This window comes from Peptacetobacter sp. AB845 (genome assembly GCF_047528295.1).
Taxonomy (GTDB): Bacteria; Bacillota; Clostridia; order Peptostreptococcales; family Peptostreptococcaceae; genus Peptacetobacter.
Genome location: NZ_CP180001.1, coordinates 2,324,187 through 2,340,850 on the forward strand (window position 1 = coordinate 2,324,187; position 16,664 = coordinate 2,340,850).

Annotated in this window: 19 protein-coding genes; 3 read left to right on the plus strand and 16 right to left on the minus strand. The window is 28.8% G+C overall.

Annotation, left to right across the window (positions count from 1 at the left end):
• The first annotated feature begins 83 nt into the window (after positions 1-83).
• Positions 84-629 carry a biotin transporter BioY gene (locus ACK2WO_RS10970; protein ID WP_414697864.1) on the plus strand — a complete coding sequence of 182 codons (546 nt, stop codon included), beginning with the start codon at positions 84-86 and terminating at the stop codon, positions 627-629.
• A gap of 75 nt (positions 630-704) precedes the next feature.
• On the opposite strand, the gene eis is transcribed toward ACK2WO_RS10970, so the two are convergent.
• Both eis and ACK2WO_RS10980 read right to left on the minus strand, forming a co-directional pair.
• Positions 705-1,910: an enhanced intracellular survival protein Eis gene (gene eis / locus ACK2WO_RS10975; RefSeq protein ID WP_414697865.1), complete on the minus strand. Its 1,206-nt coding sequence runs from the start codon at positions 1,908-1,910 to the stop codon at positions 705-707.
• A 27-nt stretch (positions 1,911-1,937) separates the two neighbouring features.
• A complete protein-coding gene (locus tag ACK2WO_RS10980) occupies positions 1,938-2,837 on the minus strand; it encodes a DUF2156 domain-containing protein (protein ID WP_414698750.1) in 900 nt (299 codons plus the stop codon).
• A gap of 239 nt (positions 2,838-3,076) precedes the next feature.
• Here ACK2WO_RS10980 and ACK2WO_RS10985 point away from each other — a divergent pair, with 239 nt between their 5' ends.
• Entirely contained in the window at positions 3,077-3,919 is an 843-nt protein-coding gene (locus tag ACK2WO_RS10985; RefSeq protein WP_414697866.1) for a ComEC/Rec2 family competence protein, read from the plus strand.
• A gap of 149 nt (positions 3,920-4,068) precedes the next feature.
• Positions 4,069-5,664, plus strand: a complete 1,596-nt coding sequence (locus tag ACK2WO_RS10990) for a potassium/proton antiporter (RefSeq protein WP_414697867.1) — start codon at positions 4,069-4,071, stop codon at positions 5,662-5,664.
• A gap of 214 nt (positions 5,665-5,878) precedes the next feature.
• Here the strand turns inward: ACK2WO_RS10990 and ACK2WO_RS10995 are convergent, their stop codons facing one another.
• The 14 genes from ACK2WO_RS10995 to ACK2WO_RS11060 form a co-directional block, all read right to left on the minus strand.
• On the minus strand, positions 5,879-6,589 hold the full coding sequence (locus ACK2WO_RS10995; protein ID WP_414697868.1) for a ThiF family adenylyltransferase: 711 nt from the start codon (positions 6,587-6,589) through the stop codon (positions 5,879-5,881).
• A gap of 843 nt (positions 6,590-7,432) precedes the next feature.
• Positions 7,433-7,885: a hypothetical protein gene (locus tag ACK2WO_RS11000; RefSeq protein ID WP_414697869.1), complete on the minus strand. Its 453-nt coding sequence runs from the start codon at positions 7,883-7,885 to the stop codon at positions 7,433-7,435.
• Between the two features lie 402 nt (positions 7,886-8,287).
• Positions 8,288-8,716 (minus strand): hypothetical protein, encoded by a 429-nt coding sequence (locus tag ACK2WO_RS11005; RefSeq protein WP_414697870.1) that lies wholly within the window; start codon positions 8,714-8,716, stop codon positions 8,288-8,290.
• A gap of 18 nt (positions 8,717-8,734) precedes the next feature.
• The gene (locus ACK2WO_RS11010) at positions 8,735-9,073 is read right to left on the minus strand and encodes a sigma factor-like helix-turn-helix DNA-binding protein (RefSeq protein ID WP_414697871.1); all 339 of its coding nucleotides are present in this window, start codon (positions 9,071-9,073) and stop codon (positions 8,735-8,737) included.
• A gap of 30 nt (positions 9,074-9,103) precedes the next feature.
• Positions 9,104-9,532, minus strand: a complete 429-nt coding sequence (locus ACK2WO_RS11015; RefSeq protein WP_414697872.1) for a hypothetical protein — start codon at positions 9,530-9,532, stop codon at positions 9,104-9,106.
• A 508-nt stretch (positions 9,533-10,040) separates the two neighbouring features.
• On the minus strand, positions 10,041-10,181 hold the full coding sequence (locus ACK2WO_RS11020) for a hypothetical protein (RefSeq protein ID WP_414697873.1): 141 nt from the start codon (positions 10,179-10,181) through the stop codon (positions 10,041-10,043).
• Positions 10,182-11,356: 1,175 nt separating this feature from the next.
• On the minus strand, positions 11,357-11,977 hold the full coding sequence (locus ACK2WO_RS11025; protein WP_414697874.1) for a hypothetical protein: 621 nt from the start codon (positions 11,975-11,977) through the stop codon (positions 11,357-11,359).
• Positions 11,978-12,068: 91 nt separating this feature from the next.
• Entirely contained in the window at positions 12,069-12,467 is a 399-nt protein-coding gene (locus ACK2WO_RS11030; RefSeq protein ID WP_414697875.1) for a hypothetical protein, read from the minus strand.
• A gap of 17 nt (positions 12,468-12,484) precedes the next feature.
• A complete protein-coding gene (locus tag ACK2WO_RS11035; protein WP_414697876.1) occupies positions 12,485-12,859 on the minus strand; it encodes a hypothetical protein in 375 nt (124 codons plus the stop codon).
• 14 nt (positions 12,860-12,873) lie between these two features.
• On the minus strand, positions 12,874-13,233 hold the full coding sequence (locus ACK2WO_RS11040; protein WP_414697877.1) for a hypothetical protein: 360 nt from the start codon (positions 13,231-13,233) through the stop codon (positions 12,874-12,876).
• 15 nt (positions 13,234-13,248) lie between these two features.
• Entirely contained in the window at positions 13,249-13,665 is a 417-nt protein-coding gene (locus tag ACK2WO_RS11045; protein ID WP_414697878.1) for a hypothetical protein, read from the minus strand.
• A 120-nt stretch (positions 13,666-13,785) separates the two neighbouring features.
• The gene (locus tag ACK2WO_RS11050) at positions 13,786-14,058 is read right to left on the minus strand and encodes a hypothetical protein (protein ID WP_414697879.1); all 273 of its coding nucleotides are present in this window, start codon (positions 14,056-14,058) and stop codon (positions 13,786-13,788) included.
• 194 nt (positions 14,059-14,252) lie between these two features.
• Positions 14,253-15,620 carry a replicative DNA helicase gene (locus ACK2WO_RS11055; protein ID WP_414697880.1) on the minus strand — a complete coding sequence of 456 codons (1,368 nt, stop codon included), beginning with the start codon at positions 15,618-15,620 and terminating at the stop codon, positions 14,253-14,255.
• A gap of 153 nt (positions 15,621-15,773) precedes the next feature.
• Complete coding sequence (locus tag ACK2WO_RS11060; RefSeq protein WP_414697881.1) at positions 15,774-16,658, minus strand: conserved phage C-terminal domain-containing protein; 885 nt, start codon at positions 16,656-16,658, stop codon at positions 15,774-15,776.
• Between the last annotated feature and the right edge of the window lie 6 nt (positions 16,659-16,664).

Sequence of the window (16,664 nt, forward strand, 5' to 3'; positions counted from 1 at the left end):
TTTTAGTTTTGTAGTTGACATTTATTTAAATTTAATTTATTCTAGTAAACATAAATCGAAAAATATAAGAGAGGTATAAATTTATGAAAACAAAAGAACTAGTATATGTAGCACTTTGTGCTGTAATAATAGCAATATGCTCTTGGATCTCTATTCCAACAGCAGTACCATTTACACTACAAACATTTGGTGTATATCTAGCAATAGCGGTTTTAGGCGGAAAACTCGGAACAATATCATTGTTAATCTATTTAGGATTAGGTGCAATAGGTTTACCTGTATTTGCTGGTTTTAAAAGTGGGCTAGCTGCTTTAACTGGATCAACTGGTGGATATATCGTAGGATTTTTAGCTACTTCTTTAATAATGTGGGCTTTTGAAAAATTCTTTGGAAAAAATAAAATTTCATTTATAATTTCAGCAATAATAGGACTTATTGCATGTTATGCTCTTGGAACAGTTTGGTTTATGAAGGTATTCTCTGCTGCAAATGGGCCAATAGGACTTACAGCAACTCTTGGAATGTGTGTCATACCATTTATAATTCCAGATTTAATCAAACTTGTAGCTGCCTATCTAATAGGAAGTAAAATATCTAACATATCAAAGGTAAGTACAGCAACTTGCTAAATACTTAAAATATATAAAAAAATTGGATGTTGTAAAATACTCAACATCCAATTTTAATTTTAATAATATTATTTTTTAATCGTATTCATTTATGTGATTTCTCTTTTTAACAAATATTTCTCTTAATATTTCTAGCTTTTCTTCTTTCATTTCATTATCATATAAATCTAAAATATCATCTATATCTTTATATCCAAATATTAATTGAGATATTTGATTTATATTTAAGACTAAATCAGAATTTTCTTCATTATATTCTAATTCTTCAAAACTATAGTCATTGTCTTTGAATTTTAAGCAATAATTTGAAGTATTTTGATTTATATAATCATCTTTTATAGCTATTACTACATTTTCATCTACATTCTCTAATTTTTCAGAGTAATTATAATCAATTTCAAAATAATTAGCTATATTTTTTAAACATCCATTCATATTTATAACTCTTCCCATCATGAATGGGTTTAAAAGCGATTCTGAAGTCTTAGGATTCTTTAATGTATTACCTATCGTATTTCTAACATCTTCCATTATAACGACCTTTTCACACTGTGTATTATGGTTATAAATAAATGCTAAAATAGACTTTAAAGCCCTTGTATTACTAAAGTACACTTCTCTCACAAAGAATTTTCCTTCATTAATAGCATAAATAACATATCCATCATATACACCTTTATCATCAGAGCAAATATAAATATGACCTCCATCAGCTTCGACTTCCTTAAACATATTCCCGTATCTGCACTTACCTCTTACAGTATATCCATTTAATCTTTCATTAGATTTATTATAAATATCTATAAGAGTATCTATATCCGATTCCTTTGCTCTTTTAAAATCTCTTTCTATTCTAAAAGCCGATAAATCCTCTATATTTATTCTGTGTTCTATCATGTCATAGCAGTTTTCAAAGCCAAATCTTCTATAAAGTCTAAAATCTATAGGCATAAGTATAGAAACATTCTGATTTCTGTTGTACATCTCTTCAAATGATAAATTCATCATAGACTTCATCATTCCTTTGCCTCTAGCCTCTGGTAAAGTAGATACACCTACAACATAAGATACTTTCTCTTCTTTAGTGCCAAGTTTTATAGTGTGCTGATTTAAGTGAATTGATGCAACTACATCTCCCTCCAATTCAGCAACTACTGTATTTTTAGCTCTATATTTATTGTCAAAGTAGCAATTTTCTACTTCTTCACCTTCATTAAAGCAGTAAGTCCATATTTTTCTAATCTGATCATAATCTTTATCAGTCGCTATTCTAACGTTCATAGGTCTCCTCCTATTTATATACTGAATTTATTTTTCTCTAACTGTATATTTTTCAGCAAATCTAACAGGATGATAAGAAAGTTTAGCCTTTCTAAGCCCTTCTATACCTAAATCCTCTTCTCTGTTTACAAATTCAACATCTGGGAATTCATCTACTAAGAATTTCTGATTTATATATGGATAAAGACCTCTTATCTCTGGATTTGCTTTTTCTATATGTATAAGAGCCATATTAGGTTTTAGTTTTTCACCTATACTAAATGCTTCTAAAGCTCCATCAACATATATTCCAAATACTTTTACCCTATCTCTTAGTTTATCATAATTATTGAATATTTTCTCTATTGCTACATATTCTCCATCATCAACATCTGCATCAGAATCTTCTTTCTGAACTTTCCATTTATCAAGTAAAGCTCTACAATCGTTAAAATCAGCTATATCTAATAATCTACTTTCAAATCTTCCTTCGTATTCCTTTAAGAAGTAGTTTATATGATTTCTCTTCTTCTGATTTTTTCTACCTGCTAATGTTCTTAAAGACTCAGCATCATATATGTAGTCAAATAAATCTCTTTCTTCTATGTATTCAAATTTATCTCCGTAATTGCTGTGAACATAGTCAACCATTTCCTTATTTATACCTCTTAAATAAACTTTGCTTTCTATTTCTTCAAAATAGTCCATTGCAAAATCTATAGCTTTTTTAACATTTTCTCTTGATGCTAGTGGTAGTACTGAGAATATTTCCCCTTCATATTCACCAAAAACTATCGCAAAATCATCTTCTATATGGTATTTTGTCTTGTAAGTATCCCGCCACATAAACATTGTAGCAAAACAATAATCACAAGCTTCATAATCTGTCATATCAAAGAATGGCTGTAACCTATCCAATGATTCTATATCTAAATTTTTAAATTCTATTTTACTCATAAAAACCTCTCCTTTTTTCCCCTTAACATATCTTTTTTCATTTATTTTATATTTACACATTTATATTTCTAAACTATTATCTCTTTTTTTCATATTTTTTCTCATTTTGTGTCTATAACTAATATAATTAGTCGATTATATAAATGAGATAACTATTAATTTTTTTATAATTTTTATTTTACCCTAAAATTATATTTTCCAAACATTTATTTTATCAGAGGTGTACAAAAATGAAAAGTAAATCACTTATAAAAATTTTTTTGATATTTTTACTGCTTATCTATGTAAACGGTTGCTCAGATGAAAAATTATTTTCTGTACATATAATTGATGTCGGTCAGGGAGATAGTATATTCATACAGACACCCGAGAACAAACGTATTCTCATGGATGCAGGAGATGAAGATGCTGAACATACAGTTTACTCATACTTAAAAAGAAAAGGTGTAAAAAAAATTGATGTTTTAATTGCCACTCATCCAGACACAGACCATATAGGAAGCATGGACTATATTATAGATAAGTTTAAAATATCTCATTTCTATATGCCAGAAGCAAAAACAGACTCCGAAGCTTTTTACAATCTTTTGGATAGTTGCAAAGATAAAAACTTAAAAATAGAATACCTAACAAAAGGAGATATATTAAAAATAGATAGCTCAACAACTATGGAAATTTTATCTCCATCTACAATTACTGATAAAAATAATCTAAATTCAATAGTATCTCTATTAAATTACAAAGGTTATGAGTTTTTATTTACAGGAGATGCGGAAAAAGAAAACGAATCAGAGATACTATCATCGTGTAATTTACCAGATATAGAATTTTTAAAGGCAGGGCATCATGGAAGCTCTTCTTCATCAACAGATGAATTTATAGCAAAACTTAAACCTGATGCTGTTGCAATCTCTTGTGGGTACAACAACGACTACGGACACCCACATAGAAGTGTTCTCGATACATTTAGAGAAAATGGCTCTGTGGTTTATAGAACTGATAAAAATGGAACACTTGTATTTTATTGTGATGAGAATGGAATTTTTAAAAAGAAAAAATATAAAACTGAGTAAAATTAATAAATTATTATAATTTCCTTAGGAATAAATATAAAAATACTCTATCATTTCAAAGATAGGCAAGATGAAAATCTTTCTATTTTCAAATTATTCTGATTTATGTTATCATTAATTATACAAAGAACCTTAAAGGAGGTTTATCTATGGAAAAAGCCGTACTATTAGTTAGTATAATTATAATAATCAGAATCTTACTAAATGATTTTTTAGAAAAAATTCCTGTACCATCTCTTATTATATTCATCTTGCTTGGAATGTGCTTTGGAGAGAATGGTCTTTTCAAAATCAATTTTGACAATTATTCCTTTGTGAATATAATTTGTTCAGTCAGTTTAATTTTCATAATGTTTTACGGAGGATTTGGTACGAATCTAAAAGCTGCCAAACCGGTTGTAGCTCAATCTGTGTTACTTTCGACAGTAGGTGTTGCTGGAACTGCTGGAGCTGTTGGATTATTTTCTCACTTTATTTTGCACTTACCATGGCTAGAAAGTATTTTAATAGGATCTGTAATATCTTCTACAGATGCTGCATCAGTATTTAATATACTTCGCTCTAGAAATCTAGCCTTAAAAAACAATACTGACTCACTTTTAGAAATAGAATCTGGTTCAAATGACCCTATATCGTACATGCTTACAAGTTCATTAATAGCAATTATGCTCGGACAGGACATTTCCGTTCCAGCTCTACTTGTACAGCAGATGTTATTTGGAGTATTATTTGGTGTTTTAGTCGCTAAGTTATCTATATACTTATTTAAAACCAGTCTTTTTAAATCTCAAGAAAGTGTAACTATATACCTATTAGCAGTAATGCTTCTATCATTTTCATTGCCTTATACTTTAAATGGAAATGGATATTTAAGTGTTTATTTATGTGGAATAATTTTAGGTAATTCTACTTTGATACATAAGAAATATTTGGTACATTTTTTCGATGTTTCAACAGATGTCGCACAGGTTATTATATTCTTCCTACTTGGACTTTTAGTAACACCTGTAGACTTACCTAGAGTTATGATACCTTCATTAATGATAATGGTATTCCTTACATTAGTGGCAAGACCGTTGGTTTCACTTATACTTTTAGTACCATTTAAATCTTCTCCTAAGCAAATTGCACTTGTATCTTGGTCTGGGCTTAGAGGGGTTGCATCTATCGTTTTTGCAATTTCTGTTGTTTTAAGTGGTGTTCATACAAAATATAATTTATTCAACCTAGTATTTTGTATAGTTATTCTTTCAATTTCTATACAGGGAACTCTTCTTCCTTGGGTTGCAAATAAACTTTCTATGATTGATAAGAACGCGGATGTTAGAAAGACTTTCAATGACTATCAAGAAGATAGTGATATAAGCTTTATAAAAATACATATTGATAAAAATCATCCTTGGAAAGATTTAGAAATAAGTAAATTAGGACTTCCTAGAGATTTATTAATTGCAATGATTGTAAGGAATCATTCGCCAATAGTTCCTAAGGGAGATACTGTTCTTGAGGTTGGAGATTTGCTTGTTTTTGCAGCAAGGTCTTTTGAGGATAGAAAGCATCTTTCACTTAGAGAAGTTGTTATCGATAAGAAGAGTAAGTGGGTAAATACGCCGCTTCATCAGATAACTACAGAGAATCCTTATCTTATTATTTTGATAAAGAGAAATTTAGAGAATATAATTCCTACTGGGGATACAAAACTACTGCCGGGTGATATACTGATTATGGCTGCAGCAGAAGAATAAAGGTAAATAAAAAGGACAAGATTATAACTGCTCTGTGCTCCAGAGCTTCAGCGCCCCATCCATTTAAGTAACACATTTATAGGTATGGGGCGCTTCCAGTATTGTCGCTTACAGAGCAGTTATTTCTCTTTTCCTAAGTTTATTTACCTGCTTATACGGAATTAAACATAAAAAAGCTACTAGATAGTAATATTCTAGCAGCTTTTTATATATTTTATTTTTCTTCTAGTAATTCATTTATTACAGCAGATGCCATTATTAGTCCTGCTACAGAAGGTACAAATGATACACTTCCCGCAGTCATTTTGTTTCCGTTCATTATTTTTTCTTTTGGCTCTATTGCTTTTTCAGTTGAGTATACGACTTTTAGTTTTTTTATTCCTCTGTTTTTTAGTTCTCTTCTCATTACTCTAGCTAAAGGGCACATGCTAGTTTTGTATATGTCCGTAAGTTCTATTTTCGTAGGATCTAGCTTATTACCCATTCCCATAGAGCTTATTATTTTGATTCTTTTTTTAGTGCAAGTTTCTATAAGGTGTATTTTAGAAGTTATCATGTCTATTGCATCTATTGCATAATCAAACTCACCACTGCTTAGTAACTCTTCCCCATTTTCTGGAGTGTATTTTTCTGCAATTGCAGTTATGTTTACATTTGGATTTATGTCTTTTATTCTCTCTTTAAATACATCTACTTTCATCTTTCCAACTGTAGAATGAAGAGCTATTATCTGTCTGTTTATGTTTGTTATATCCACATCATCAAAATCTACTATTGTGATATTTCCTACTCCAGCTCTTGCTATTGCTTCGGCTGCAAATCCACCGACTCCTCCTACACCGAATATTATCACACTTGCGTTGTTTAATTTTTCTATTCCATCATCTCCTACAACAAGAGATGTTCTTTTTTCCCAATCCATCATTTTTTTAATTCCTCCAAGTAAATATTTAGAATATATAAAAAAAGGAACCTTCATTCAGGTTCCATAATATACTGTATTGGCGGGAGTGCGTGGGAAACTATTTGATAGTTTTCACTCAATTCCCATTTCTCTAAAAACCTTATAATTTCAATGTTTCTATATTTTTATTTTTCTTAATCTCATATAATTTTATATAACTTTTTGAAATAATTGAGTTACAATTGAGTTACAAAACATATTTTTTTATAATCTTATAAATCAATTATTTTATTCTTTTTTCTAACTACATTATAACACATTTAAACATTAGGTTTTCTTAGTATTTTTTTGTAGTGTCAAAACTTCTAATAATATCACCATAATATTACACTACATATTCAAACCTTAACATTTCTTAACATCTTATGAAACTAATATCTTAGACTCTCCAGGCAACAAAATTATTATATAGCAGCATGATATAAATTTAATACCTTAGCATTTATTAGCATTTTTTCGCCTATATATATAATTTATGTTAGGTTTTGTAAGGCTTTGTATATAAAATAGTTTCAAGTTTTCTCAGGTTCTCAATATTGTAGTGTTATTTCTTACTGATACTATCTCATATTTTTACACTACAAAAGGTTAGCAATTGTTAGCATTTTACTGAAATAAACCTACAAAATCATAATAAAGGGGTGGGGGTTATGTGGGATAACCTATGTATATTTTGTATGTGGGACAAGCGGTATTCTGAAAAACTACCCTCTAATGATTTTATGGGGGCTATGGCTATATAAAAATCTTGCTGCTATTTTGAAATTATAGTTATAAATAAAAAAAGGGTGTAAAATTGACACCCTATATAATAAAATCAAAGTATTTATCACTATATAAACTTTTATCTATTCTTGATATATCAAATATCTTATAACTATCAATCATTTTATCAAGTGCCTTGTAATAGATAACTCTTGTTTGTGTATCACCTCTATTGATAGATTTTGAAATATAATATATCTTTTCTCGCTCTTTAAATCGCATTTTTATTATTTGTTTCTCTTTTTCCTTTAGCTCCTCATATGCTCTATGTAATATTGAAATTGCTATTCTTGTATTACAACGGCTTTCCTCAGCTCCTTTTATAATTTCTAATATATAGCTTGATTTTCTTTCTGTTGGCTCTTCCTGGTACTCTTCTTTCAATGGCTCTTTTAGTCTGTTCTGTTCTATTCCTTCCACTACTTGTAAACCATAATATTTCAAAAACTCCGCTAACTGTTTTCGCTCTTCTTTTTTCTGTAATTTATTCATATAAAATACACCTCCAGGAACAATATTTTGATAGCTGCTCTTTTAGATCCTCAAATAGATATATATTTTTTTCCAACATTTTCCAACAATGAGTATTAAAAAAGCCCAACAAATAATAATACTTGTTAGGCTCTTTTATCATCACTTCAAGATAACGCTATAAATGGCCATATACTTACTTGAATATATAGAAAAAGATTTATAAAAAAATATATATTGTGGTATACCTATTATAGCAATAATAAGCAAATAAAAAAAGCCCAACGAATAACGTAGGCTCTTTTGTTGGTTTTGCTACTGAGTAAAAGAAAAAGAACTATACAAAATATTGAAAGGCTTTATATATTATATAGCTATTATATTATCTATCTAAAATTATATCAATCTCAATCTCAATTTCAATCATACATCTAAAAAGTATATATCATCAAATAAACTTTCATCTATATCTATTTCAAGTAATTCATTGTATTTGTTTAATATCTCATTTAGTGCGTTATTTTCCCAATCTCTCAAAGTTCTTTCGCTATACCCTATTTTTTTACTTGTATAATTCCAATTATTACAATCTATCAATCTCAATTTAAGAAGTATTTGTTTTTCTTCTGATAATATTTTATAGGCTATATGTAACCTTGAAATCATAATCCTTGTATTACACCTTTTTTCTCTTGTTTCTTCTATATGCTCCAATAGTTCACTATTTGAACAATTCAAATTATCTTTTAACGGCTCTTTTCGTCTTTTATGCTCTATACCTTCAATTATATCTTTTCCAAAAATACGCAATATATTTTTTAATTCTCCTAGGTTCAATATAATATCATTCATAAAATGCACCCTTTCAATTTATACAATATATCCATATTTATTGAATATAAAATCTATTTTTTTAATGCCATTATTCATTTTATACCTTATACCTCTTTCACTATCTCCCGTTATAGTGCATATTTTCGCCCAACTATATTTATTAATATATCTATACTTGATTATTTTTCTTTCTTTTTCGGGCAATTCTTTAATTAGATTATTTAATACATTTAATTGAAATCTAATTGATATTATTTCATTTTCTAGTTTTTTTATTCTCTTTTGGTCATCTTCAAATTTTATAATACTTTCTAATACTTTAATGCGTTTTTTCAACTTATCATATTTTTTCAGTTCCTTTTTTATATCACACATAAAAAACACCACCCGTAATACTTAGATCATTTAAATAGGTATATAATAATTTTCGAATAGAAATTCTAGCTCTTTCAAGCTTTTTTCAATATGATTTTGTGCCATTGTAGAACTACAACCCAAAGCACGCCCAATTTGAGCATAGTTATAATTCTTTTTAAATTTATATTCTATTATTCTTTTGTCTATTTCTTCCAAACCTTTTATAAATGCGTCTATTAATCGTATTTTCTGACTAATATTTCTCATTTCCTTTTTTATTTCTATGGCTCTTTGTTCACTACCTACAACAAAATTAGCCGTTGGGTCGCCTATATTAGAAGTTTGTACCCTTTCCCCAATAGGACAACTTTTTATATCAACGTCATTTTCTTTCAAGTGTTCTAATTCTACACTTAGATATTTCAATTCGCTTTTATAACTATTATAGCTTTCTAGCTCTCTTTTTACATCACACATAAAAACGCACCTCCAGGAAAAAGAATATAAAATATTATATCACATTCACAGAACGTACGTTTTGAAGATTTCTAATTGCAGCATGATTGAATTATTTTTATATCCTCACATTATACCTCGTGAATATATGATATAATATTACTTCTTTTTTCTAGTTATAAAAACTTCGCATAATCGACAAAACACGCAGTTTTTTTGAATACCTTGCAAATACTAGCTTTCAGACTTCACTTTAAAAGATTAAATTTCCATAAAATCACATAGTTAAATATAATTTAATATATTTTGATATATCTTTTTATAATATAAAGTATAGTTGTTTTTTTATTTAATTTAGTTAATTTTTATCATTTTGAGTAATATAGAATTGCATAACATTTTATATCTTATTATAAGGTTCATAATTGCTTTATTTTTTTGTTTGGGAGTGATATAATGAATATAGAAAAAGAACCACGTCAAAGTGGCTCGGTTGATTTAAGAAAACAAAAGAACAATTAAATAAAAATTATTCTTTATTTTTTCCACTCTCTTCGTCGCCAAACTTTGTAGAGTGGTTTTTTATTTTATCTGTTAATAGACTAGAAACTATATTAACCAATATCGGTATTATAATTAAAGTCAAAAATACATCAATAAAATCTCTCATGGTATCCACCCCCTTTCAATAGAAGGTTTCAACCTCGCCACTCTGTACATGGTTCACTTTATGAAGTATATCAAATACAATTCTTTTTATTAATATTTATTACAAAATATAAGTCGGTCGACCGGTTAAGTTTTTGAACTAGTCAAATCTGTTGACGGGTCAACCTCGTTGATGTGCTCTTATAGTATGCTCAAATCTGAGCACACCCCCAGGAAGTAAGTTTTTATGGGTATCCCCAAATCTGAGGACACCCCTTATACTCGGTTTTTACTCGGTCTTATATCTTCTAATATATCCTAATAAGTTATAAATATTTAAAAAATGTTATATTGTAGAAAATTCTTTCTAGGTTGCTTTTAAAATTTTGCCCCTTTTGGTTATTTTTTATCGGTCAATCGACCGAATATAAAAACGCACCTGGCGAAAATTCCCTTTTATAGTTTTCTTTGATTTTGGCTTTATATTTGCCACCCTAAGCCCTTGTAAATAATTCGCCTTGTGTTTATACCTTGCATAACTCAAAAATAGATTATATAGCTTGTAATGTTGCAACGCGTTGCACTTGTGTTATACCTTCTATACATTGATATTTCAATCATTATCAATCTGACTGCGTTTTTAAATCGTGTTTTTATAAATTATGTTTTTTGTTGCAACGTTGCGCTTACTCAAAACTTACTCAAAACTTACTAGAAAAAATAATCTCTTTTTTAGGGAGTCAAAAAAGTCAAAAATAGCTAGTCTTTTTTAGGGGCGCCGATTTTGCCGAAATATTTTTTCAATGCTCTTTTTTAGGGTGGACGAAATCTCGGCAAGCTCTTTTTAGGGTGGCCGAAAAGTCCGGATACTTCTTTTTTTGTTGCCTTGTGCTATTTCAACCCCCTATATTTCAAGGCTCCTCGTGTTTCACGACAAGCTTTATATTTCAATGGTTGCACTGTTTCGGTGCAGTCCATATATTTTTTTAATTGTAGTGAATCACGATAATCCCTATATTTCAAGCTTTTACCAAAAAGGTACAAGCCAAATATAAACTATCTTTTCGCTACTTTTTAATCATGCTGCTATTAATGGCTCTTAGTGTAACCTTAGTGAAATCTTAATGAATAGTTAATGACATTAAGGTTGTGGCTCTTATACTCCAATAAAAAAGGACGGTATAAACCGCCCTAATACTATTTCAATATCTTTTCTTTTAAGTTGTTAATTGTTGCCATTGTGTCGGTATCTCCGCCCTTGTCGGGGTGATGTTTGTTTGATAATAATTTAAATGCTTGTTTTAATAATTTTCTTTCCTGGTCTGAAAAGTTATTGCTGCTTGATCCATAAAAGCTACCTAGATTATTTTCTATTTTTTGCCTTAATCCTTTATCAAAACCCAAATTAAAATATTTTTCATTATCTTTATTTACCAAATCTTGATATTTTTTCTTGAAGTCCTCATAATCTTTCTTCCTTTGATTTTTATATCTTAATTTTTCCTCAAAATATTCTTTATTGTTTTTTATATATGTAGTGTACTTCTTTCGTTTATATTCTATTAATTTTTTCACTACAATATCAAAATACTTTTCATATCCCAGGGCTTTTAAATCATTCATTATAAATTCTTTTGAGCTCTCGGGAATATCTAAAACCAAACCGCCCATATCCTCATCTTTAAAATATAACGATACTCCGATATTATACTGAGCTATAAAAATATCTTTTGATTTTACTTCCCCATTTTCTCGCTTTCTCTCGCATAAATAAATATTATATGTGTATCCTTTGCCGTCCTTTATCCTACAAAACACTATATTTTCAACTCCCTTTTGTAGTGTAATTTCTAGCCCCTACTTTGAATTATTTTTACACTACATTTATTTTGATAAAAAAGGGCGGTTGTTATACCGCCGTATTTTCAAATTGCTTTTTACATTTATTTTTTATTTCTTCTAACTGTTCCATTAATGGCTTTTTATTTTTTAGTTCTGATAAAGATTTTTTTCTTTCGATATATCCAATATCTATGAATATTTTTCTAAGCCCTTTATATATATTTAATATATTCTCATACTCTTTTAACTCATATTCTGATAATTCTTCATTATCTACATTTTTAATTCTTATATAGTCCTCATCTAATATGAAAAAATACTTTTCTTCTAATATCTTCATATTTTGATTTATATTATTTGAATATACTTCTCTAGCTCTTTTATTTTCTTCTAATAACTTACCCATTTCAATAAATACTTTTGATATATCATTTTCTATCTGATTAAAATATTCTTTTACTATCATTTTCTTTCACCTTCCTATTAATTTTTATCTATTAATCTTTGTAACTGTTCCCGTAGCTCTGTATTGGCTTTGAACCCTTGCATGAAATAATATTGTTGCAAGTCTAAAAAAGCCCCGTTGATTATTGTTTCTAACTCTTCTATTTTTTCATATTCATATCTTATGTTGTATAGTACTTCTTTTATTTTTTTCTGTTCCTCTTCGCTCATATCTTCTATTTTTAGGTTGTCTATCCGTTTATTTGATATAACTTCATTTATCTTTTGATATTTATTTTTTAATATATCAGTAATTTTATAAACTCTATTTACTGATAAAAAACTGTTTATATCTTCAAATTTCTTTCTATCTACCCAATTAAAAAATACTCCTAGTATGTTATTATCATTCATTTCTTACACCTCTATTATAAATTTTCTCTTATTCTTTTATTCATTTTGAAACCTTCAATAAAATTATATTCTTGTGTTTCTTGTAGTGCTTCATATATCATTGAGCTTGCATTGTCTAAAACGTGCCAAATATTTTCTATATCTTCATATAATTTTATTATTTCCTTGTATTCTTCTGTTGTTTCATCATTTAATGCTTTATAGTTAGCAAAATTTATAACTATTTTCTTTCTTAATAACTTATATTTTTCTTGTAGCTCATTGAATGGCTCTTTCATCTTTTTTACTTCTTCCAGGTCATCTAAATCTTTTATTACCCCTTCATCTATTGCACCATATAACACTACTTCTTTTATTGTTTCGTCCTTTATCATCTTCTACACCCCTAACTAAATATTTAATGTTTTGTTCAGCTCTTTATGTGCCAGGAAACCAAATTTGAAACCTTCTTCGCTTGTGTCTAATACTGTATTAGTTATTAGATCCTTAATTTCTTCTAAGCTGCTTTTTAATTTTTCAAACTTATTTGTTAGATATTTATATTCACTTATCATGTAGTTGTATCTTTCCTTTGGTAAATTCTCCTTGTTTTTTTCTGTAAGTTCTAGCTTTTGAGAATATAACAAATATAAATCGTTTATATCTCTTTCGTTTTCTTCAAGCTCTCTTTCAGCTCTTAAAAAACTTTCCTGGCTTAGATAGTCGGGTGTAGCTCCCTTATCTTGTAACTTATAATTTATATCTCTTATAATCTCATTTATATCCTTTTGGCTAAATAAATTCATTTTTTGAGTTTTTATCTCCATTTTTGCACCTCTACATTATTGATTTTTTTAAGAGGGTGTAATATACTTTAAGTTGGTTTTTGTGGGTATATTACACCCAATTTTTTTATAATTGAGTCGGGCTCGTTCCTGGCTCTTTTTTTATTGCATAGTTATCATAATTGTTAAGTCTTTGTATTCTATAGCACATACACCGTTTACAAGTCCTATATCGTGTATAGTTTCAAAATATATATAACAACCTTTTCTGCCCTTTGCTGCTATCTCTAAAATATCGCTTATAGTTATTTTTGATACTTCAAAACTATCTACAAGTTGCCGTTTTTTGTATATATCAGCTCTTACGATTAAATTGTTTTCTATCCAATTTGTAACAATTGGAATTATCATTCTTACTTTAGTCAATACTTTCATTTTTTCACCTCCTTTTGTGTCTTAGCTCTGCCCCTTTTTTATTTTTTCTTTCTGTGATTGACTATTTCCAATACTTACAAAGCTATGAAGTAAAGCCCCTTTTGTGGTTTTATATCCTGGCTCTTATTCTCCAGGAATAATATTTTGTAGTGTAATTTTTTTATATATTCTCATTGATTTTTTACACTACATATTTATATATTTTTTAGTCCGTCATTGTCATACATTTTGAACTGTGGGCGAATAAATGTTATCGGCTCTACTCCAGTAGCTCCATTTCTATTTTTATCTAATTTAAACGCGTATACACTAGTTGATTTTTTGCTTTTATTATTTTTTATTATATTTTCTGCCTCTTTATCTCCTATACCACCAACACTACTATATACAAATTTTAATTCTTCTTTATCTTGTAAATCATGCAAGTATATAACACTTGTCGCGTCCTGGTATACTGTAGCTGATTGTCTTATAACATTTTCCCCATGTGGTATACCTTTGAAACTATTGTTTAACTGTACAAGCGCCATAACATGGCAATTATATTTTAGTGTCATAGTGCGTATATTTCTTGATATATTAGCGATTATTCTTTCCGCATTTTCTAGCTTTGAGCCGTCCTCAGCACTCAATAACTGTAAGTAATCAATTACTACCAAATCGGGTTTATACTTTCTAACTAGCTTGATAATATCTGATATTTTGGTACTGTTATTATCTATCAATAATTTCCCTTCATACTCTCCCAGGTATCCACTAGCACTAACGAACCTTTTCCAATCATCAGCCGTAAAATCTTTGTTTCTAAATTTCATTGACGGTATTTTTGAAACCATTGTTGCGAATCTGTCGAATACATCAACGTCGGTCATTTCCCTTGATATTATTAATACTTTCTTTCCTTGCTCTAATACATTCAAGGCTATATTTAGGGCTAATGTTGTCTTTCCTACTCCCGACTTAGCACCAATTATTGTATAGTCTCCAGGCTTAACACCACCTATATTTTTATCAAGTAGACTATAACCAAATTTGGTTTGAATATCAGTATTTTCTAATCTATTCATAGACTTTTGAACAAGGCTATTAATATCGTTTATACCGTCATTTTGATACTGTATTAGCTTTTCGATTTTATCACTCGTTTCTATTACCTGGCTCTCTAGCTCTCCGCCATTTAGAAGGTTTTCAATCCCCTCTAATGAATAATTTACAAACTCTCTTTTTTTCCGCAAATCCTCCAATACCATAATAGCTTTTTCCAAATCATCTTTTTGTAGTGTACAATCACTAACAAATTTAGTTAATTCTGAAAGTGTATATATATTAAGATTGTATGAAGGCTTTTTCAACTCTTCCATTAGCTCTACAATTGTTACCTCCTTTCCGCTTTTATGAGCGTTTTTGAATCCTTGTATTATAGCTTGTTCTGTATCTGTAAATATTGATATTGGAACTATATCAAGTGCCGTTTGAACTTCGGGTTTTAATAACATTAGTCCGATAACATCTTGTTCAGCCGTTTTATTTTTTAGTCGTCTATCATTTTTTAAATTATCCATTTTTTTATTCTCCTTCCTTGCAGCAAGATTTTTATTAAAAGCCCTAAAGCCGTTAAATCGCTTTTAAGGCTTTTTTAATATCTTAATGAGTAAATTATCGTTGAGTATATAGAACGTATATTCTCGGTATCAAAGAACCTATATTTTGGGTATTTATTCATTGCTTGATTTCCTTAGATTTATTTTTATAATATCCTCAATCGACAAATCAACATCATTATCTTCTAAATAACTTTGACTAGATTCTTTTGTTGCCTGGCTTGGTAGCTCATTAATATAATTTTCAAACTTAGTTTCATTGAATAGGGTTTCGGGTCTGAGATACTTATTCATTTTCTCATTCTCTAACCATTCACCAACTTTGAAATCAATAACGGCTTTTAGATCCTCGACTGTATAATCTTTTAATCTTGCACTTATTAGGCTCTTAGTCTTGGTTGTTCCTGGTCTATAGTTTCTATTAGCTTTTAAGTTTAGATATTCCACTACTTCTTTTATTTCATTCGAATAATCTTTTGTAGTTTTTTTCTTGCTGCTATTAGTCTTTTTATTTGTATTGATACTATCTTTAAAAGCTCCAGGGGGTGCGTCTGATTCTTTAGAATCTGACATATTATTATTAGTTATTGTATTAGTATTTATATTAGTATTTGTTGTGTGAATATTTTTCACCCCACTAGTGAATTTATTACACCCCACTAGTGAATTATTTTCACATGTATTATTTTCACATGTATTATTTTCACTACTTACTAACATATATTTATCGGGTATAAAATACTTGTTTCCTTTACCTTTATAAACTTCTTTTTTTATCCAATTATTTTTCACTAAAAAATCAACTGTTTTAATAGCTGTTCTAGTTGTTATTTTGCTTTTATCTGCTAAAATTTCATAACTCGGAAAACTATATCCCAGTTTTTTATTATAAAATCTTATAATTTGTAATAGTACAATTTTTTGGGTAGTTGTTAAATCAGCATCTAAAACATCATTCAAGTAAGAAGTAAAGCCATTTTTTAGTTTTTCTTCTTCCATAGCCTC